The organism is Micromonospora sp. NPDC005979, assembly GCF_040614415.1.
Taxonomy (GTDB): domain Bacteria; phylum Actinomycetota; class Actinomycetes; order Mycobacteriales; family Micromonosporaceae; genus Micromonospora.
In genome coordinates this window covers 16,048-35,191 of sequence record NZ_JBEXUR010000025.1, presented here as the reverse complement: position 1 = coordinate 35,191, position 19,144 = coordinate 16,048, and the positions used below count along the sequence as shown (strand labels likewise).

At 71.9% G+C, this 19,144-nt stretch carries 16 protein-coding genes; 3 read left to right on the top strand and 13 right to left on the bottom strand.

The annotated features are described in order from the left end of the window. Positions 1 to 76: 76 nt before the first annotated feature. Positions 77 to 1,105 (top strand): glycosyltransferase, encoded by a 1,029-nt coding sequence (locus tag ABZ272_RS29355; protein ID WP_355053176.1) that lies wholly within the window; start codon positions 77 to 79, stop codon positions 1,103 to 1,105. A 98-nt stretch (positions 1,106 to 1,203) separates the two neighbouring features. Here the strand turns inward: ABZ272_RS29355 and ABZ272_RS29350 are convergent, their stop codons facing one another. The 3 genes from ABZ272_RS29350 to ABZ272_RS29340 are packed head-to-tail and all read right to left on the bottom strand — an operon-like array spanning position 1,204 to position 3,174. Further along, a complete protein-coding gene (locus ABZ272_RS29350; protein WP_355053175.1) occupies positions 1,204 to 1,854 on the bottom strand; it encodes a DUF3618 domain-containing protein in 651 nt (216 codons plus the stop codon). Next, positions 1,851 to 2,318, bottom strand: coding sequence for a phage holin family protein (locus tag ABZ272_RS29345; protein WP_355053174.1), 468 nt, complete (start codon positions 2,316 to 2,318; stop codon positions 1,851 to 1,853). Before ABZ272_RS29345 ends, ABZ272_RS29350 begins: the two co-directional genes overlap by 4 nt. A gap of 31 nt (positions 2,319 to 2,349) precedes the next feature. Continuing rightward, positions 2,350 to 3,174: a hypothetical protein gene (locus tag ABZ272_RS29340; protein ID WP_355053173.1), complete on the bottom strand. Its 825-nt coding sequence runs from the start codon at positions 3,172 to 3,174 to the stop codon at positions 2,350 to 2,352. 231 nt (positions 3,175 to 3,405) lie between these two features. Between ABZ272_RS29340 and ABZ272_RS29335 the strand changes: the two genes are divergently transcribed. After that, on the top strand, positions 3,406 to 3,897 hold the full coding sequence (locus ABZ272_RS29335) for a DUF4383 domain-containing protein (RefSeq protein ID WP_355053172.1): 492 nt from the start codon (positions 3,406 to 3,408) through the stop codon (positions 3,895 to 3,897). 30 nt (positions 3,898 to 3,927) lie between these two features. Here ABZ272_RS29335 and ABZ272_RS29330 read toward each other — a convergent pair whose 3' ends face one another. The 8 genes from ABZ272_RS29330 to ABZ272_RS29295 all read right to left on the bottom strand — a co-directional run bounded on the left by ABZ272_RS29330 (position 3,928) and on the right by ABZ272_RS29295 (position 13,478). Then, on the bottom strand, positions 3,928 to 4,380 hold the full coding sequence (locus tag ABZ272_RS29330; RefSeq protein WP_355053171.1) for a GNAT family N-acetyltransferase: 453 nt from the start codon (positions 4,378 to 4,380) through the stop codon (positions 3,928 to 3,930). 70 nt (positions 4,381 to 4,450) lie between these two features. Continuing rightward, positions 4,451 to 5,926, bottom strand: a complete 1,476-nt coding sequence (obgE, locus tag ABZ272_RS29325; RefSeq protein ID WP_355053170.1) for a GTPase ObgE — start codon at positions 5,924 to 5,926, stop codon at positions 4,451 to 4,453. 93 nt (positions 5,927 to 6,019) lie between these two features. After that, positions 6,020 to 6,274 (bottom strand): 50S ribosomal protein L27, encoded by a 255-nt coding sequence (gene rpmA, locus ABZ272_RS29320; protein WP_043966727.1) that lies wholly within the window; start codon positions 6,272 to 6,274, stop codon positions 6,020 to 6,022. An 11-nt stretch (positions 6,275 to 6,285) separates the two neighbouring features. After that, positions 6,286 to 6,600 (bottom strand): 50S ribosomal protein L21, encoded by a 315-nt coding sequence (gene rplU, locus ABZ272_RS29315; protein ID WP_007464063.1) that lies wholly within the window; start codon positions 6,598 to 6,600, stop codon positions 6,286 to 6,288. A gap of 167 nt (positions 6,601 to 6,767) precedes the next feature. Then, complete coding sequence (locus ABZ272_RS29310; RefSeq protein ID WP_355053169.1) at positions 6,768 to 7,244, bottom strand: hypothetical protein; 477 nt, start codon at positions 7,242 to 7,244, stop codon at positions 6,768 to 6,770. Between the two features lie 142 nt (positions 7,245 to 7,386). After that, on the bottom strand, positions 7,387 to 10,455 hold the full coding sequence (locus ABZ272_RS29305) for an Rne/Rng family ribonuclease (protein ID WP_355053168.1): 3,069 nt from the start codon (positions 10,453 to 10,455) through the stop codon (positions 7,387 to 7,389). Positions 10,456 to 10,586: 131 nt separating this feature from the next. Next, positions 10,587 to 11,306: a TIGR03936 family radical SAM-associated protein gene (locus ABZ272_RS29300; protein WP_355053228.1), complete on the bottom strand. Its 720-nt coding sequence runs from the start codon at positions 11,304 to 11,306 to the stop codon at positions 10,587 to 10,589. A gap of 168 nt (positions 11,307 to 11,474) precedes the next feature. Further along, positions 11,475 to 13,478, bottom strand: coding sequence for a TIGR03960 family B12-binding radical SAM protein (locus ABZ272_RS29295; protein WP_355053167.1), 2,004 nt, complete (start codon positions 13,476 to 13,478; stop codon positions 11,475 to 11,477). Between the two features lie 151 nt (positions 13,479 to 13,629). Between ABZ272_RS29295 and ABZ272_RS29290 the strand changes: the two genes are divergently transcribed. Beyond that, positions 13,630 to 15,096 carry a hypothetical protein gene (locus ABZ272_RS29290; RefSeq protein ID WP_355053166.1) on the top strand — a complete coding sequence of 489 codons (1,467 nt, stop codon included), beginning with the start codon at positions 13,630 to 13,632 and terminating at the stop codon, positions 15,094 to 15,096. A gap of 55 nt (positions 15,097 to 15,151) precedes the next feature. Here the strand turns inward: ABZ272_RS29290 and ABZ272_RS29285 are convergent, their stop codons facing one another. Continuing rightward, positions 15,152 to 15,841, bottom strand: a complete 690-nt coding sequence (locus tag ABZ272_RS29285) for a lysophospholipid acyltransferase family protein (RefSeq protein WP_355053165.1) — start codon at positions 15,839 to 15,841, stop codon at positions 15,152 to 15,154. Positions 15,842 to 15,937: 96 nt separating this feature from the next. Then, positions 15,938 to 19,084, bottom strand: a complete 3,147-nt coding sequence (ileS, locus tag ABZ272_RS29280; protein ID WP_355053164.1) for an isoleucine--tRNA ligase — start codon at positions 19,082 to 19,084, stop codon at positions 15,938 to 15,940. Positions 19,085 to 19,144 lie beyond the last annotated feature (60 nt).

Sequence of the window (19,144 nt, the reverse complement as noted above, 5' to 3'; positions counted from 1 at the left end):
CGCCGGTTTGGACGTCCGCCGTGCGGGCAGGTGCAGCGGGCGACCGCGCACCGTACCCACCTGCCCAGGAGGCGCGATGCTCTCTCCGGCCCCCCGCACCGCGCGTCACGACACCGGCCGAACGCCTCTGCCGATGGCGTACGTCCTGCCGCTGCGCTGGCACACCGACGCCGGCCTGGACGAGCTGACCGGCTACCTGCGCCGGCTCAGCGGTCTCGTCGACGTGATCGTGGTCGACGGGTCACCTCCGGAGTTGTTCGCCCGGCACGCGGCGACCTGGCGCCCGCTGGTGCGGCACCTGCCGCCCGACCCCGCCCGGCGAGGGCTCAACGGCAAGGTGGTGGGGGTGCACACCGGCGTGGGCGTGGCACGCCACGAGCACGTGGTGATCGCCGACGACGACGTCCGGTACGACGAGGCCGGGCTCCACGCGGTGCACCGACTGTTAAGCCGGGTCGACCTGGTCCGGCCGCAGAACTACTTCGATCCCCTGCCCTGGCACGCCTGGTGGGACACCGGACGGACGCTGCTCAACCGAGCCCTCGGAAACGACTACCCCGGCACCCTCGCGGTACGCCGCAGCACGTTCCTCGCCATGGGCGGGTACGACCCCGACGTGCTCTTCGAGAACCTGGAGCTGATCCGTACCGTCCGCGCCCACGGCGGCGTCGAGGCCGCGCCACCCTGGCTGTACGTACGGCGGCTGCCGCCGGACGCGGCGCACTTCCGGGGCCAGCGGGTCCGCCAGGCGTACGACGACCTGGCCCAGCCGGCCCGCCTGCTGACCGCGCTCGCGGTCCTGCCCGCGCTGGCCACGGCGGTCGCGACCCGCCGGCCGGGGCTGCTGCTCGGCGTGACGGCCAGCGTCGTCGCCCTGGCCGAGGCGGGTCGCCGCCGCGCGGCCGGTGCCACCGTCTTCCCACCGACCACCACGCTGGCCGCCCCGCTCTGGCTGCTCGAACGCGGCATCTGCAGCTGGCTCGCGGTAACCCAGCGCCTGCTGAAAGGCGGAGTCCGCTACGGCGACACCAGAATCCGCACCCCAGCCCACCACCACGAAGTCCCCGCGATCTTGCGCTTTCTGCTGGGACAGAAGCCCCGTTAGCCGACAGAGCGGCAACCGGAAGTGCAAGATCGCGGGGAGATACGGCGACGGCTCGCAGCCACCGTGGTGGTCGCGAGCCGTCGTCGACGTCGGTGGTTTCAGGAACTGACCTGCTGGCGGGCCTGCTGTGCCTGGTCCTTGACGTCCTGGGCGGCCGAACGGCCGTCGTCCTTGACCGCGTGCACGGCGTCCTGGGCGGTGGACTTCACCGACTCGGCGGCGTGCTGGGCCGGCTCGCGCAGCTCGTCCCTGAGTTCGCTGGCAAACTCGCCCAGCTTCTCCTTGACGACTCCGCTGTGCTCGCCGACCTTCTCCTTGACCTGGGCGGCCGCCTGCTGCTCCCGGCGGGAGGCGGGGATCAGCGAGGATGCCAGCCAGCCCACGCCGAAGGCGATCAGGCCGGCGGCGAGCGGGTTGCCCTGCGACTTCTCCCGGATCACGCGGGGCGCGCTGTGGGCGGCGTCGCTCACGGAGGAGGCCGCCGAGTGCGCGGCGTCGCTGACGTTGGACGCCGCCGACGACGCGCGGTCGCCCACCGAGTGGGCGGCGTGGCCGGTGCCGTGGCCGAGGTCGGAAGCGGTTCCCATGACCTTGTCCCTCACATTCTGCAGCGCGGAGCGGGCCCGCTGCTTACGGTCGTCGACGATGCGGCTGGGGCTGACCTTGTACGCCAACGCGTCCACATCGGAGCTGAGGCTGTTGCGGGTGGCTTCGATCTCCCGGCGGATCTGGTCGGGGTCGGTGCTCATCGGGTGACTCCCTGCGGGTGGGGCTTGAGCGCGTCGGGGATCCGCTGCACGCTGTCGTTGGTCTGCTTGAGCCCGCGTACGTGCTGGGCGTTCTTCTTGGCCGCCGAGTAGAGGACGGCGGCGACCACGGCCCAGACCACGGCCACGATCAGCGCGGCGAGGCCGGAGTCCATGACGTTGTCCAGGAACTGCCAGATGGCGATCGACACGAAGAGGGCCACCATGTAGCCGCCGAAGCCGGCACCGCCGAAGAGGCCCGCGGCCTTGCCGGCCTTCTTGCCCTCCTGGCGGATCTCGGCCTTGGCCAGCTCGACCTCCTGGCGCATCAGCGTCGACAGGTCGGTGGTGACCTGACGCATCAGGTCACCGAGCGAACTGCCCTTCACCTCGGCCGCGGTGTGTGGGGCACCCGCGTCGGGGTGGTAACCGGAGTCCAGTCCGGACCCCTGCGTCGGCATGCTCATGCCGCCGCCTCCCTTCGGATGACTCGGCGCCTCACGGGCGGGGGCTGCCGCTGGACGGCACGCCCGGCAGCGGGTCGGTCTGGGTCACCGGCGGCAGCGGCTGACCGGTGCTCGCCGGCTCGGTGTAGCCGCCCTGGCGGGCCGGGTCGGTGTAGCCGCCCGGCGTCGGGTCGGCGTAACCGCCGGAGGTCGGGTCGGTGTAGGTGCCCGGGGTCGGGTCGAGGTAGCCGCCCGCCGGGGTGGCGTCCGCGGCCGTACGGGGCGCCGGCGGCGGGGTGGGGATCACGGCGGTCTGCTCCGGGTCGTACGCGCCCGCGCCGCGGTAACCCGCGGAACCGTTGCCGGAGTCGTCACCGGAGGCCGAGATGCCCTTGGTCAGTCGACCGGCCAGCACACCCAGCACCGCCGCGCCGACCAGGAAGGTGCCCGGGTTACGTCGCGCGTAGTCGCGTACCTCGTTGATCAGGTCGCCGGGCTGGCGCTCCTCGAGCCAGCCGGCCACGCCGTGCACCCGGTCGGCGGCCTGGCGGGCGAGCTCGCTCACCGGACCGGCCTGGCCGCCCTGCTCGGCCATCGTGCGCATCTCGTCGGCGATCGACCGCAGTCCGCCGGCCGCGCGGCGCTGCTGCTCACCGGTCTGGCTGGCGAGCTGGGTGCGGGCTTCGCCGTAGAGGTTGCGGGCCTGCCGGACGGCTTCACGGCCGACCTCGGTGCCCTGCTCCTTGGCGGTCTGGGCGACCGCGCCACCGGCGTGCGCCGCCTCGGACCCGACGTGCCGGGCCTGCTCGCGGACGCCGCCGCCGTTGGTGGACTCCTGGCCGTAGGTGGAGGAGGTGGGTGACAGATCGTAAGTCATGATTTCCCTTCCGCTCGGAAGTGTCGTCGCGGTTGTTCTGGGGGATGCGGCCGTGTCGCCGTGGCCGCTGACAACTCACCTACCCGGCGTTTTGGCTTCCATACCTGTTCGTGCATTTCTCTGCGCGAGGGTCCGGAGGGACTTCAAAATGGAGGATCGTCGGGCTGCGTCACGTCGCCGCTGCGGACGGCGACGTTCGCGGGACCGGGCAGATCCACGAAAGGGGCACCGATGGCACGAGACGCGCGGGGTGGCCGACCGGCCGCGCCCCGACCGCGGGTGCAGGTCGCCGCGCTGGTCGTGGCCGGGGTCTTCCTGCTGATCGGTGTCCTCGGCTACATCCCCGGCATCACCACCGACTACGGCGATCTCGCCTTCGCCGGGCACCACTCGGACGCCAAACTGCTCGGCGTGTTCCAGGTCTCGATCCTGCACAACGCCGTACACCTGCTCTTCGGGCTGGTGGGTCTGGTGTTGGCCCGCAGCGTCGCCGGCGCGCGGGTCTTCCTGGCCGGGGGCGGCGCGATCTACCTCGCCCTCTGGCTGTACGGCCTGGCGATCGAGGCGATCGACGAGGAGGGCGGCGCGAACATCCTGCCCGTCAACGGCGCGGACAACTGGCTGCACCTCGCCCTCGGCTTCGGCATGCTGGCCCTCGGCCTGCTGCTGTCGAACGAAGCCGGGACCGGCGGACGCCTCGACACCCCGATCGACCGCCCCTGATACCTGAGGCGTTAGAAAGGTGCCCTTCCTTCAGCAGGCCGCGACCGGGAGCCGTTTGGCGAAGCAGACGCTGTACGGGTTGCCGACGTACTCGCCGTACACCGGGATCGGTTCGTAGCCGCACGACGTGTACAACCCGACGGCCGCCGGCAGGTACGTGCCGGTCTCCAGGCAGACCACGGTGTGCCCCTGCTGGAACGCGCACTCCTCCAGGGCGGCGAGCAGTTGCCGGGCGATGCCCCGGCCCCGGTACGCCGGCCGCACGTACATCCGCTTGACCTCGCCGGTGACGGCGTCGAGCGACTGGAGCCCGCCACAGGCGACGGCCCGACCGCGCACCACCACGGCCAGGTAGCGGATGTCGTCGTGGGTGACGGTGACCTGCCCGTCCAACCCGCCGTCAGCGTCGCGCAGCTCACGCTGCTGGGCGACGACCAGGGCGGCGACTTCGGGATCGATGGCGGGCCGCGACTCGATCAGCATCACCCGACGCTAAGCGGGATGGATTTCGCGGAGGTTTCCGGCAATCAACCCGATCACGGAGCGCAACCGGCTACTCGGCGTCATCCTCGATGTCGTCGTCGCCCACGTCCGCGCCGATCTCGTCCGCGCCGGCCTCGTCCTCCGGGCGCACCCGGCGGGCCTTGCGCGCGGCGAGCCGATCCGCCGCCGACGCCCGGCTCGACTTCTCCTCCAGGCGTACGTCGGTGCCCCGGTTACCGGGCACGAACTCCACGCCCGCGTAGAGCGTCGGCTGCCAGTCGAACTCGCGCTCGCCGATCCGGACCAGGTCACCGGGCTCGGCGCCGGCCTTGGCCAGCTTGTCCTCGACACCGAGGCGGGCCAGCCGGTCGGCGAGGTAGCCGACCGCCTCGTCGTTGTCGAAGTTGGTCTGCTTGACCCACCGCTCCGGGCGTACGCCGCGCACGGTGAACGACCCGTCGGCCTCCGCCGTGATGGTGAAGCCGGCGTCGTCCACGGCCATCGGCCGGATCACGATCCGGGTCGGCTCGGCCGGCGGGGCGGCCTTACGCTCGGCCTCGACCAGCTCGGCCATCGCGTACGTCAGCTCCTTGAGCCCTTCCCGGGTGGCCGCTGAGACCTCGAACACCCGGTAGCCGCGCTCCTCGAGGTCGGGGCGGACGATCTCGGCGAGGTCCCGGCCGTCCGGCACGTCGACCTTGTTCACGGCCACCAGTCGGGGGCGGTCGGTCAGCCCGCCGTACTGGCTCAGCTCGGCCTCGATCGCGTCGATGTCGGCGACCGGGTCGCGACCCGGCTCCAGCGTCGCCGAGTCGATCACGTGCACCAGGACCGCGCAGCGCTCGATGTGCCGCAGGAACTCCAGGCCCAGGCCCTTGCCGGTGGCCGCGCCGGGGATCAGGCCCGGCACGTCGGCGACGGTGAAGGTGTGGTTGTCCAGCCGGACCACGCCGAGGTTGGGCACGAGGGTGGTGAACGGGTAGTCGGCGATCTTCGGCTTCGCGGCGGAGATCACCGAGATCAGCGACGACTTGCCGGCCGACGGGAAACCCACCAGGCCCACGTCGGCGACGCTCTTCAACTCCAGCACGATGTCGAGCTGGTCGCCGGGCTCCCCCAGTTCGGCGAAGCCGGGCGCCTTGCGCTTGGCGTTGGCCAGCGAGGCGTTGCCGCGCCCACCGCGCCCGCCCCGGGCCACCTCGAAGGTGGTGCCGGCGCCGACCATGTCGGCCAGCACGGTGCCGTCGGTGGTCTGCACGACCGTGCCGTTGGGCACCTTGAGCACCAGGTTGTGGCCGTTGGCCCCGTCCCGGTTCGACCCGGCGCCGCCCTTGCCGTTGTCGGCCTTGACGTGCGGGTGGAAGTGGAAGTCGAGCAGCGTGGTCACCTGCGGGTCGACCACCAGCGACACGCTGCCGCCGTGGCCGCCGTTGCCGCCGTCCGGCCCACCGAAGGGCTTGAACTTCTCGCGGTGGATCGAGACACAACCGTGCCCACCATCGCCGGCCTGCAGATGCAGGACGACCCGGTCAACGAACGTCGCCACGGCGTCAATCCTTCCAGCGAGGGTCGTCCCCGCACTTCGAAAAAACCAAGCGGGCCGGGACCCGGAGGTCCGCGGCCCGCTCAGCGAAGAGAACTACTGCTGCGGAACAATGCTGACGGTCTTGCGACCGCGCTTGGTGCCGAACAGAACCGAGCCGGCGGCCAAGGCGAACAGCGTGTCGTCGCCGCCACGGCCGACCAGGTCACCGGGGTGGAACTTGGTGCCACGCTGCCGGATGAGGATCTCACCGGCGCTGACGACCTGACCACCGAAGCGCTTCACGCCGAGTCGCTGGGCCGCGGAATCGCGACCGTTACGCGAGCTGGACGCACCCTTTTTGTGAGCCATTGGAGGACGACCTACTTCCCGCTGGAGATGCCGGTCACCTTGACCTGGGTCAACGGCTGGCGGTGACCCTGGCGCTTGTGGTAGCCGGTCTTGTTCTTGAACTTGTGGATCCGGATCTTCGGGCCCTTGGTGTGCGCGGCGATCTCGCCGGACACCGCGACCTCGGCAAGCTTCGCCGCGTCGGTCACCAGGTCGTCACCGTCGACGAGGAGCACCGCGGTGAGCTTCACCGCGTCACCGGGGGCACCGGTGAGCTTCTCGACCTCGATCACGTCGCCCTCGGCGACCTTGTACTGCTTGCCGCCGGTCTTGACGATCGCGTACATCGGAGGCGGACTCCCTGTCGTTGAGGCTGCTGACTGGTCGTCCCCGCGGCGGCTCGCCGGGTAGCAGTGCACGGCGGCGCGGGCACGCGGGAACTCGGCACACCAAAGGTGGGCCGTAGGCAAGAGTACGGCATGGCGGGCGCGGACCCCAAACCGGCCCGCCCTGGTCACCGGCCGCAGAGCTGATCGAGGCGCTGCTGGAGCCGATCCAGTTCGGTCTCGTCGATCGACTCGACGTCGCCCCCGAGGGCGGCGACCTCCGTGCCGAGGTCACTGAGCAACGTCCTGAGCTGCGCGTCGGTGGCCTGAGCGCCCTGCTCCCGCAGCGCCGCCCGCCAGTCGGCCAGGGCCGCCTGCGCCCGGCTCCGAGCCACGTCGGCCGTCACGGTGTCACCCGCGCCCACCGCAGCGACCATCTGGCCCAGCCCCTCGACATATTCCCGGACGGCGGTGGTCCCGGCCCGCCGCGCCTCGGCACAGACCCGGGCGTCACCGCCCGCCGCGCCACCGCCCAGCGGCGTAGCGGCCGGACCCGTCGGCGCGGGACCCCCGGTCGGGTCCGCACCACCCGGGCGGCCGTCGGAGCAGGCCGCCGAAGCCAGGAGTACGGCTACCAGCAGGGTACGAGCGAGCAGGCGGCGCATCTTCTTCTCCTGACCGGGGCCGAGCGTTCCCGCGTCGCGGTGACCCGAGCGGCGAGGTCCCTCCCGGAGTCACATTGCCGGGAAAGGGACCTCGTCAAACACCGGGCCGGTCAGCCGTCAGGGACGGCGGGCCGGTCAGCCGTCAGGGGCGGGTCCGTCGGCGGGCGCCACCCCGGCGGGAACGACGACGTCCGGTGCCACCCTCGGCGGCCTCCTCGTCGCCGTCGGCGTCGGCGAGAGCGTCCGGGTCGTCCGCCGCGGCCAGCCGGGCCGACTCACCCCGCTGACTGTCGGACACCGCCGGAGCGGCCTCCGTCTCCGTCTCGTACCGGGACAGGTCGTACCCCATGGTGTCCTGGTAGTCGGCGTCCGGTTCGGCGCGGTTGTCGGTGTCGACGACCTCGACCACGGCGCGCTCGGCCGGGGCGCTCTTGCGCGCCCGGCGGCGGGAGGACGGCGTGCCGTTCTCCGCGGCCGGGGCGGACGGGGCGGCCGGCGCCGACGACGCGACGGCCTTGACCTTCTCCGCGGCCCCGCCGCTGCGCGGCTTCTCCGGCACCGGCTCGGTGTGGATGATGACGCCCCGGCCCTTGCAGCAGTCGCAGGTCTCGCTGAACGCCTCCAGCAGGCCCGCGCCGATCCGCTTGCGGGTCATCTGCACCAGACCGAGCGAGGTGATCTCGGTGACCTGGTGCTTGGTGCGGTCTCGGCCCAGGCACTCGGTGAGCCGGCGCAGCACCAGCTCCCGGTTCGACTCGAGCACCATGTCGATGAAGTCGATCACCACGATGCCGCCGATGTCCCGCAGCCGGAGCTGGCGGACGATCTCCTCCGCCGCCTCCAGGTTGTTGCGGGTGACCGTCTCCTCCAGGTTGCCGCCGGAGCCGGTGTACTTGCCGGTGTTCACGTCGACGACCGTCATGGCCTCGGTCTTGTCGATCACCAGCGAACCACCGGACGGCAGGAACACCTTGCGGTCCAGACCCTTGATGATCTGCTCGTCGATCCGGTACTCGGCGAACACGTCGTTCGTGCCGACGTGCCGGCGGACCCGGTCGACCAGGTCCGGGGAGACGTGCGACAGGTACGACTCGACCATGCCGTACGACTGCTCGCCCTCGATGACCAGCTCGCGGAAGTCCTCGTTGAACAGGTCCCGGACCACCCGGATGACCAGGTCGGGCTCCTCGTAGAGCAGCACCGGGGCGCCACCCTCGGCGGCCTTGGCCTGGATGTCCTCCCACTGCGCCTGCAACCGCTTGACGTCGCGGGCCAGCTCGTCCTCGCTGGCGCCCTCGGCGGCCGTCCGGACGATCACGCCGGCGCCGTCCGGAACCAGCTTCTTGAGCACGTCCCGCAGCCGCTTGCGCTCGGTGTCCGGCAGCTTGCGGCTGATCCCGGACGCGTTGCCGTTGGGCACGTAGACCAGGTGTCGACCGGAGAGCGCGATGTGGCTGGTCAGCCGCGCGCCCTTGTGCCCGATCGGGTCCTTGGTGACCTGGACCAGCACCGAGTCGCCGGAGCGCAGCGCCTGCTCGATCGAGCGGGCCCGCCCCTCCAGCCCGGAGGTGTCCCAGTTGACCTCGCCCGCGTAGAGCACCGCGTTGCGGCCCCGGCCGACGTCGACGAACGCCGCCTCCATGCTGGGCAGCACGTTCTGGACCTTGCCCAGGTAGACGTTGCCGGCCATGGTGCCGGAGGAGTTGCGGGTGACGTAGTGCTCGACCAGCACCCCGTCCTCCAGGACGGCGATCTGGGTACGGTCGCCGCGCTGCCGGACCGCCATCACCCGGTCCACCGCCTCCCGGCGGGCCAGGAACTCCGACTCGCTGAGGATCGGCGGCCGCGTACGGCGCTGCTCCCGGCCGTCCCGGCGACGCTGGCGCTTGGCCTCCAGCCGGGTCGAGCCGGACACGCCCTGGACCTCGTCGACCGTACGACGCGGTTCGCGGATCTTGACCACGGTCGGCACACCGTCGTCGGCGGCCCCCTCGGTGTCACCCGCGCCCCGGCGACGACGCCGACGGCGACGACGGGTCATCCCGTCCCCGCCCTCGGACTCCTCGTCCTCGTCGCCCTCGCCCTCGGACTCGGCCTCGGCGGTCTCCTCGTCGGCCTGCGCCGCCTCGTCGGAATCCTCGTCCTCGGCGTCGTCGGCGCCACCCTTGCCCCGGCCCCGACCACGGCGACCACGGCGACGGCGACGGCGCGCGGCGGCGCTGTCCTCGTCGTCCTCGTCCGCCTCGGTGGCCTCGTCGGCCTCCTCGGTCGGCTCCTCCTCGGCCTCGACGGCCTCGATCGGCTCCACCGGCTCGACTGGCTCCGCGTCGCGGCGGCCACGCCGCCGACGACGGGAGGGCTCGGCCTCGACGGCCGGCTCCTCGGCGACCGGCTCGGGCTCGGCCGGGCGGGTCACCGGCACGGCGTCCGGCTGGGGTGCCATGAACAGCACGGTGGGCGCGGAGAGCGCGGCGCGACGACGGCGGGTCTTCGGCGGCTCGGCCTCGATGACCTCGGCCGGCTCGATCGGCTCGTCGGTCACGTTCGCCACGGCGACACCGGGCGCGACATCCCCGAACGCCTGCTCGGCCGCGCTCGGCGGGGTCTGCGCCTCGTCCAGCTCGGCTTCGGCCTCCCGCAGGTCGGACTCGGCCGGCGTCTCGTCGGCCGGGACGGGCTCGGGCTCGGTGACGGCGGCCGGCTCCTCGGCGGCCGGCTCCGACTCGACGGCGGCGGGCTCCGGCTCGGTGACCGCAGGCGTGGCCTTCTTGCGCCGGGTGCGGGTCACCTTGACCGGGGGAACCACCTCGGGGGACGACAGCTCCGCGCTGGCCGCGACCAGCGGCTCCTCGGCGGTCGTCTCGACCGGAGCGGCCTTGCGACGGCGGCGGGGGGTCTTCGGCGGGACGTCCAGGTCACCGGAGATCGGGGCGAAGACCTCCGCCTGCGGCGACTCGACGGCGCCGACCCCACCGGTGGACGCCTCGACGGGCGCCTCGGCCTGTTCCGGCTGGTTGAGCGGGGCGGCCCGACGCCGGGTGGCCCGCGCCCGTCGCGGCTTCGCGGCGGGCTCGGCGCTCTCCGCCCCGGCCTGGTCCGCGCCGGTGGCCTGCTCGGTGCCGGCGGTGCTGTCGGTGCTGCTCTGCTCAGCGGTCTCCCCGGCCGGCTGTGAACCGGTCCGTTCGCCGCCCTCGGGCTCGTTCTCGAGCATGGACGTTCTCCAGTTCTGGCTGCCCCGGGCGCGGGTGAGCGCTGCCACGCAGGGTCGCCGCAAAAGTGTTTCCGCCGGGCGCGCGTGGTGCGCGACCGCCGAAGTCTGCCTGCAAGAGCGCTGACCGTCGGTCAGTGCCCAACGATGGCTGCCCCGCCGCGGTCCGCATCCAACGGATCCACGATCGCACCCTGCGCGGTCAGCGTGCCCTGAGCCAGCCGGGTCACCCTCGGCGAGACCGGCGGCTCCAGGTCGGCCACCACGCGGAGGCCGGAAAGGACGTCATCGGGTCGTACGGACGGAGTGACCTGCCGTACGACCAGTTCGAGTATCGCACACGGTACGGCCGGCACCCCGGAAGGCGTCTGCGTCGGAGGGATGGCATCGATCGATATGACTGCCGCGCGGGCGTCGAAGGTGCGTCGCCCCTGCTTGGTCATCCGCTCGACCAGAACCTCCTCGGCGGCGGTGAACGCGTCCACGGCGGCGCGCAGCGTCTCCGTGTCGACCTCGGGCAGCTCGATGTGCCAGTGCGACGCCTCGATCCGGTCGGCCAGGCTGCCACCCTCGGCGATCACCACCTCCAGCACGTCCAGCCCGGGCGAGAGCGCGGCGTCGAGCGCGGCGCGCAGCGCCTCCGGGTCGACCGGGGCCTGAAGGCCGATCTCCAGGTACTCCGCCTCGCTGGCCACCCCGGTCGGGGCGGCACTGGCGTAGGAGATCTTCGGGTGCGGGGTGAAGCCCTGGGAGAACGCGATCGGTACGGCGGCCCGGCGCAGCGCGCGCTCGAAGGCCCGGGCGAAGTCCCGGTGCGAGGTGAACCGCAGCGGCCCACGCTTGGCGTACCGGATGCGGGCGCGCTGGACGACCGGCGCCTGCCCACCCTCCGGCTGGTTTCTCTTACTGATCGTCTCGCTCCTCGAAACTCAGCACCTCGTTGATCATGAAGTTATTGTCGACGACACGCCGTGGCGCGGGCAACAACTTCATGATCGACGCGAGCGACCCGTTGGGGTCGGTCAGGGGGCGGGGGTCTTCAGGGGGGTGATCGGCGTCAGGGGGAGGAGTTTCTTGCCCGTCGGGCCGATCTGGATCTCGGTGTCCATGGAGGGGCAGACACCGCAGTCGAAGCACGGGGTCCACCGGCAGTCGTCCTGCTCGAACCCACTGACCGAATCCTGCCAGTCCTGCCAGAGCCAGTCCTTGTCCAGGCCCGAGTCCAGGTGGTCCCAGGGCAGGACCTCCAGCTCGTCGCGCTGGCGGGTGGTGTACCAGTCGAGGTCCACCCCGAACGCGGGCAGCGTCTCGGCCGCCGCGTCCACCCAACGCTGGTACGAGAAGTGCTCGCTCCACCCGTCGAACCGGCCGCCGTTCTCCCAGACCCGGCGGATCACCGCGCCGACGCGGCGGTCACCCCGGGAGAGCAGCCCTTCGATGAGCGAGGGCTCGCCGTCGTGGTAGCGGTAGCCGATGGCCCGGCCCAGCGAGCGGTCCGCGTTGATGGCCTGCTTGAGAATCTTGAGTCGGTGGTCGATGACCTCCGGACGCTCCATCGCGGCCCACTGGAACGGGGTGTGCGGCTTCGGCACGAACCCGCCGATGGAGACCGTGCAGCGGATGTCCTTGGAGCCGGTGGCGGCCCGACCAGCCCGGATCACCTCGTGGGCCATCTCCGCGATCTCGAGGACGTCCTCGTCGGTCTCGGTGGGCAGGCCGCACATGAAGTAGAGCTTCACCTGCCGCCAACCGTTGCTGTACGCGGTGACGACCGTGCGGATCAGGTCTTCCTTCGACACCATCTTGTTGATGACCTTGCGGATCCGCTCCGACCCGCCCTCCGGGGCGAAGGTCAGACCGGTACGCCGCCCGTTGCGGGACAGCTCCTGCGCCAGGTCGATGTTGAAGGCGTCCACCCGGGTCGACGGCAGCGACAGCGAGACGTTCGTGCCCTCGTACTGCTGGGCCAGGCCCGAGCACATGTCGCCGATCTCGGAGTGGTCGGCCGAGGAGAGCGACAGCAGGCCCACCTCGTTGAAACCGGAGAACTCCAGGCCCTCACGCACCATCTGCCCCACGGTGGTGATCGACCGCTCCCGCACCGGGCGGGTGATCATGCCGGCCTGGCAGAAGCGGCAGCCCCGGGTGCAGCCCCGGAAGATCTCCACGGCGTACCGCTCGTGCACCGTCTCGGCGAGCGGCACGAGGGGCTTCTTCGGGTACGGCCACGCGTCCAGGTCCATCGTCGTGCGCTTGTGCACCCGGAACGGCACGTCCGCCCGGTTCGGCACGACCCGCTGGATCCGCCCGTCCGGCAGGTAGTCGACGTCGTAGAAGCGCGGCACGTAGACGCTCTCGGTGCGGGCCAGCCGCAGCAGCAGCTCGTCGCGGCCACCCGGGGAGCCCTCGGCCTTCCACTCCCGGACGATCGCGGTGATCTCCAGGACGGCCTCCTCGCCGTCGCCGAGCACCGCAGCGTCGATGAAGTCGGCGATCGGCTCCGGGTTGAACGCGGCGTGCCCACCGGCCACGATCACCGGGTCGGCGTCGGTACGGTCGGCGGCCAGCAGCGGAATGCCGGCCAGGTCGATCGCCGTGAGCATGTTGGTGTAGCCCAGCTCGGTGGAGAAGGAGATGCCGAACACGTCGAACTTGCGCACCGGCCGGTGCGCGTCGACGGTGAACTGCGGCACGCCGTGCGTGCGCATCAGGCTCTCCAGGTCGGGCCAGACCGCGTACGTCCGCTCGGCGAGGGTGTCGGGCAGCTCGTTGAGCACCTCGTAGAGGATCTGCACACCCTGGTTGGGCAGGCCCACCTCGTACGCGTCGGGATACATCAGCGCCCAGCGCACCGTCGCCGCGTCCCAGTCCTTGACGACCGCGCCCAGTTCACCGCCGACGTACTGGATCGGCTTGGAGATCTGCGGGAGCAACGGCTCGAGCCGGGGCCAGATCGACGGCTCCGAGCTGGAGTTGTCGCCCGAATTGGTCGTGGCCGCGCGCGGCGTCGTGGACGGGGCACTCATGATGCCCAAGGGTACGCGCCCGCCCGACGGTGACCGCGCGCACGCCACGATGCCGGCCGACTGGCCGCCCCGGGCCCGCGCCCCGGTGCCCGGGCGGCGGTGGTGGCGGCACGGTACTAACCTCGGACCGGCGCGAGAGGAGATTGCCGCGATGCCGGAGCCCCAGCCGGGAGCACGGCCGGCCGACGGGCGCACCCCTGGCCCGAAGCCGGACGACGCGCCGGCGGTCGCCGACGAGTCGACCTCCCCACCCGTACCCCCGGATCAGCCTGGTTTCCCCGACGGCCCGGAGCCCCCGGTCGAACCGACCGCCGCCGCCCCGGCGGAGGCGGCGACACCCGAGCCCGCGGCGAAGCCGGACCCGACGGCGAAGGAGCCGGCAGCCGAGCCCGACCCGGCCGACAAGCCCGAGCCGTACCCGACTGCCCCGGAGCCCGCGGCCGAGACCAGGCCGGCTGCCGGGCCCGAGCCCACCGCCCGCGAGCGCGTGGGTGACGGCCCCGACTCCCCCGCCGCGCCGCCCGCGCCCCGGTGGAGCGGGTCCGCGCCGGTTCCGCCTCCGCTGCCGCGTCGGCGCGCCTGGGGGGAGTCGGCCGAGCCGACCCCGCCACCGCCGTTGCCGGAGCAGCCGCTGGAGCACCGCACCCCGGTCGACCCGTGGGCCGGGGTGGACACCGGCGGCTGGGACCTGCCGTCCGCCGAACTGCCTCCGCTGCCGCCGACGCTCGGCTACCCGGTCCCGCCGGCCACCCGGCAGTGGCCCGGGCCACCGGTCGGCGCGCATCCCGTCTCACCACCGCCGGTCGGGACGCACCCCGTCTCACCACCGCCCCACCACCAACCCGCCGCCCACCCGCCACCGCCGGCCTATCTGCCGCCGGTCGCCTACCCGCCACCGCACGCCCGACCTGCCCCGCCGCCTCCACCCACCGCCGCCCGGCCCGCCGCGCCGGTCCGGCCGGCGCCGCCCGCCCGGGTGCCGAAACAGCGCCGGGGGCGGGGTCCGGCCACGCCGCCGCCGGGCGGGCAGAACCCCCAGGGGTATGCGCCTCCTCGACCACGCCGCCGCCGGCGTCGCTGGCCGTGGCTGCTGCTGCTCAGCCTGGCCTGCTGCTGTGGTTGCCCCGCCTACTACGGCCTGCCGATCTCGGCCCAGTACCCGGCCAGCGCCGCGCTGCCCGAGCAGGTCGCCGACCTGAGCCTGCGGCAGGACGACAGCAGCTCCGAGACGGCCAAGCAGTTGGAGAAGGAGGTACGCCAGGAGCACCTGTTGGCCGAGGACACCTTCGCGGGCGTCTACCGGACGGCGGACGGCAAGCAGGTGACGGTCTTCGGCGGCACCGGCTTCCGGCTGACCCCGGAGGCGGACGCGGACGAGGAGATCACGCGGCTCGGTGAGCGCTACGCGCTGGAGGCCCCCGAGACGGTGCGAACCGGCGTACGGGGTCGGTACGAGCGCTGCGCGATCGGTCGGCCAGCCGAGGGTGAGGTGGTGGTGTGCACCTCGGTCGACCACGGCAGCATCGCCACCGGGGTGTTCACCCGGCTCTCCGTCTCGGACAGCGCGACGTTGCTGGACACCCTGCGCACGCAGATCGTCCAGCCCAAGCAGGGCTGAGCCGCATCCGTGACGCTGGGTGAGGTCACGCGGACGACGTGGGGCGGGGCAGAGGTCAGACCTCGCTGGCCGAGTCGGTTTCGGCGCGCTTCGGGGCGTAACGGGGGATGTACTCCTGGCCCGTGAGCTTCTGGATCTCGCTCATCACCTCGTCGGTCATCTGCCGCAGCGAGGTGCGATCGTCCGGGCGGCCGGTGAAGTCCAGCGGCTTTCCGAACTTCACGGTGATCTTGGCAGTGCCGGGGCGGGGTACGCGGGCCCCGATCGGCTGCGCCTTGTCCGTGCCGATCGTGCCCACCGGAATGATCGGCACACCGGCGGCGATCGCGAGCCGGGCCGCCCCGGTCCGGCCCCGGTAGAGCTTGCCGTCCGGGGAGCGGGTGCCCTCCGGGTAGACCACCACCAGATCACCGCCCCGCAACGCCGGAATCGCCGCGTCGAACGCGGACAGCGCGGCACGCCCACCGGCCCGTTCGACCGGGATGGCGCCCAGACCGGTGAGGACGAACTTCGAGAACGCACCCTTCGCGCCGGTGCCGGTGAAGTACTCGGACTTGGCCCAGAACGCCAGATGCCGGGGCACCACCGTGCCGAGGAACAGCTCGTCCGCCACCGAGAGGTGGTTGCCGGCGAAGATCGCGCCGCCGGTCTCCGGCACGTGTTCCAGACCCTCCACGGTCGGGCGGAACGCCAACCGCAGCGCGGGCGCCACGGTGAGCTTGCCGATGGTGTAGAGCAGGGGCACTGGTCCTCCGGCAGATGAGGTGCGAACAGGCGGTGTCACGGTAGCGGACGCCCCCACACCCCGCCGACGGAGGTGGGAGGCGTCCGCGTGCGTGTTCTACGACCGACGGACGGTGACCGTCACCCGCTCACCCTCGCCCACCTCACCGGCGAAACCGTCGAGGCCCTCGGCGAAGTCGACCGAGTCGGCCAGCACCTCACCCGACACGAACTCCAGGTACCCGGCCACGGCGGCCCGCACCTCGTCGGACGCCGCCACCGACACCACGATGCGGTCCGAGACGTCCAGGTCGGCGTCGCGGCGGGCCTGCTGCACCACCCGCACCACGTCGCGGGCCAGGCCCTCGGCGGCCAGCTCCGGGGTGACCTCGGTGTCGAGCACCACCACGCCCTCGCCACCGGGCAGCGGCGCGGAGTGCTCGGCGTCGGCGGCCACGAGACGCAGCTCGTACTCGCCCTCGGCCAGGGTGATGCCGGCCGCCACCGGAGCGCCCTCGACAAGCTCCCAGTCGCCCGCCTTGACCGCCTTGATCACCTGCTGGACCTGCTTGCCGACGCGCGGGCCGAGCGCCCGCGGCACCACGGTCAACACCTGCTCGCAGTACGCGGCCAGCTCGGCGCTGAACTCCACCGCCTTCACGTTGACCTCGTCGGCGATCAGGTCGGCGAACGGACGCAGTTGCTCCGCCGCCGGGGACGCCACGGTCAACGTCGACAGCGGCAGCCGTACCCGCAGCCCCTTGGCCTTGCGCAACGACAGCGCCGCCGAGGCGACCGCCCGCACGTTGTCCATCGCCGCGACGAGGTCGTGGTCGGCCGGGAACTCCTCGGCGGACGGCCAGTCGGTCAGGTGCACCGACCGCTCGCCCGTCAGGCCACGCCAGATCTCCTCCGCGGTCAGCGGCGCGAGCGGCGCCACCACCCGGCAGAGCGTCTCCAGCACCGTCGACAGCGTGTCGAAGGCGTTGGCGTCACCGGACCAGAACCGGTCCCGGGACCGGCGCACGTACCAGTTGGTCAGCGCGTCCAGGTAGGACCGCACGGTGGCGCACGCGCCCGAGATGTCGTACGCGTCCATCTGCGCGGAGACCGCCGAGACCAGCTCGTTGGTCTTCGCCAGGATGTACCGGTCGAGCAGGTGCGTCGAGTCGGTGCGCCGCCGCGCCTGGTACCCGTCCGCGTTGGCGTACAGCGAGAAGAAGTACCAGACGTTCCACAGCGGCAGCAGCACCTGGCGTACCGCGTCGCGGATCAGCGTCTCGGTGACCGCCATGTCACCGCCGCGCAGCACCGGCGACGACATCAGCATCCAGCGCATCGCGTCCGACCCGTACGAGTCGAATACGTGGTAGACGTCCGGGTAGTTGCGCAGGCTCTTGGACATCTTGCGCCCGTCCGAGCCGAGCAGGATGCCGTGGCTCAGGCAGTTGCGGAACGCCGGCCGGTCGAACAGCGCGGTGGCCAGCACGTGCATGGTGTAGAACCAGCCGCGGGTCTGCCCGATGTACTCGACGATGAAGTCACCCGGGTAGTGGTGCTCGAACCAGTCCGCGTTCTCGAACGGGTAGTGCACCTGGGCGAACGGCATCGACCCGGACTCGAACCAGCAGTCCAGCACCTCGGGCACCCGGCGCATCATCGACTGACCGGTCGGGTCGTCCGGGTTGGGGCGGACCAGGTCGTCCACCGCCGGCCGGTGCAGGTCGCTCAGGCGTACGCCGAAGTCCCGCTCGATGTCGGCGAGCGATCCGTAGACGTCCAGGCGCGGGTAGTTCGGGTCGTCGGACTTCCACACCGGGATGGGCGAGCCCCAGAACCGGTTCCGGCTGATCGACCAGTCCCGGGCGTTGGCCAGCCACTTGCCGAACGAGCCGTCCTTGATGTGGCCGGGCGTCCAGTTGATCTCCTGGTTCAGCTCGACCATCCGGTCCCGGAACTGGGTCACCGCCACGAACCACGACGACACCGCCTTGTAGACCAGCGGGGTGTCGCAGCGCCAGCAGTGCGGGTACGAGTGGGTGTAGGTGTCCTGCCGCAGCACCACCCCCCGCTCCTTCAGCTCCCGGATCACCGGCTTGTTGACGTCGAAGACCTGCTCACCCTGGTACGGCGGAACCAGCGCGGTGAACCGCGTGTGGTCGTCCACGGTGACGATGGTGGGGATGCCGGCGGCGTTGCAGACGTTCTGGTCGTCCTCACCGAACGCCGGGGCGAGGTGCACGATCCCGGTGCCGTCCTCGGTGGTGACGAACTCCGCGCCGAGCACCTGGTACGCGTTGTCGCCCGCCCGCTCGACGAGGAAGTCGAACAGCGGCGTGTAACGGCGTCCGACCAGGTCCCGGCCGTACACCGTGCCGACCTGCTCGTAGCCGTCCAGCTCCTTGGCGTACGCGGCCAGCCGGGCGGCGCCGACGACGAACCGCTCCCCGTCCCGGTCGAGCACCGCGTACTCGATGTCCGGGCCGACGGCGAGCGCCAGGTTCGACGGCAGGGTCCACGGCGTGGTGGTCCAGACGCCCAGCTTGACCGGCCCGCGCAGCAACTCCGGGGCGGACTCGTCGGCGGTCAGCCCGAACCACACGGTCAGCGTCGGGTCGTGCCGGTCCCGGTAGACGTCGTCCATCCGGGTCTCGGTGTTCGACAGCGGCGTCTCACAGCGCCAGCAGTACGCCAGCACCCGGAAACCCTCGTAGATCAGACCCTTGTCGTGCAGGGTCTTGAAGGCCCACATGACGCTTTCCATGTAGTCCAGGTCGAGGGTCTTGTAGTCGTTGGTGAAGTCGACCCAGCGGGCCTGCCGGTTGATGTACCGCTCCCAGTCCTGGGTGAACTCCAGCACCGACGTGCGGCAGGCCTCGTTGAACCGGGCCACGCCCAAGTCGATGATCTCGGCCTTGCTGGTGATGCCGAGCTGCTTCTCCGCCACCACCTCGGCGGGCAGGCCGTGGCAGTCCCAGCCGAAGCGCCGCTCGACGTGCCGGCCGCGCATGGTCTGGTAGCGCGGCACCACGTCCTTGACGTACCCGGTGAAGAGGTGGCCGTAGTGCGGCAGGCCGTTGGCGAACGGCGGGCCGTCGTAGAAGACGTACTCGTTCTTGCCGTCGTTGCCGGCCGGTCGGGCCTCGACGGACGCCTCGAAGGTCTTGTCGGCCGTCCAGTGCTCCAGCACCCGGCGCTCGACCGCGGGCAGGTCCGGGCTCGCCGGGACACCTGCGGCGGTCGGGTCGTGCAACGGATAGGCCATGGGGTGTCGCTCTCCTCGCGCAGCTCACTCAACGTGGGTCTGCGAGGACGAACCTTCCGG